This is a genomic window from Pseudoalteromonas rubra (assembly GCF_005887115.1).
Taxonomy (GTDB): domain Bacteria; phylum Pseudomonadota; class Gammaproteobacteria; order Enterobacterales; family Alteromonadaceae; genus Pseudoalteromonas; species Pseudoalteromonas rubra_F.
This window is the reverse complement of record NZ_PNCJ01000151.1, coordinates 1-206: the sequence shown is the minus strand read 5'-3', so window position 1 is coordinate 206 and position 206 is coordinate 1. Positions and strand designations below refer to the sequence as shown.

Sequence of the window (206 nt, the reverse complement as noted above, 5' to 3'; positions counted from 1 at the left end):
CACACTAATGTGGTGTATCAACCTCCCTACAACAGTAACTACTACTCGGGGATTAACCCTTACGCCTTAGGGTTTAACATGATGACGGATATTCGCCGAATCTGCGAAAACCCAACGGATGAGGATAAACAATGGTTTCCGGAGTATGCTGGCAGTGACTGGCTGGAGACCCTGCACTTTGCCATGCAAAACTTCAAAGATGAGAG

At 47.1% G+C, this 206-nt stretch carries 1 protein-coding gene; it reads left to right on the top strand.

Features of this window, described 5'->3' with window-relative positions:
* A partial coding sequence (locus tag CWB98_RS23540) for a SpoVR family protein (RefSeq protein ID WP_171045755.1) occupies positions 1-206 on the top strand: 206 nt, incomplete at both ends.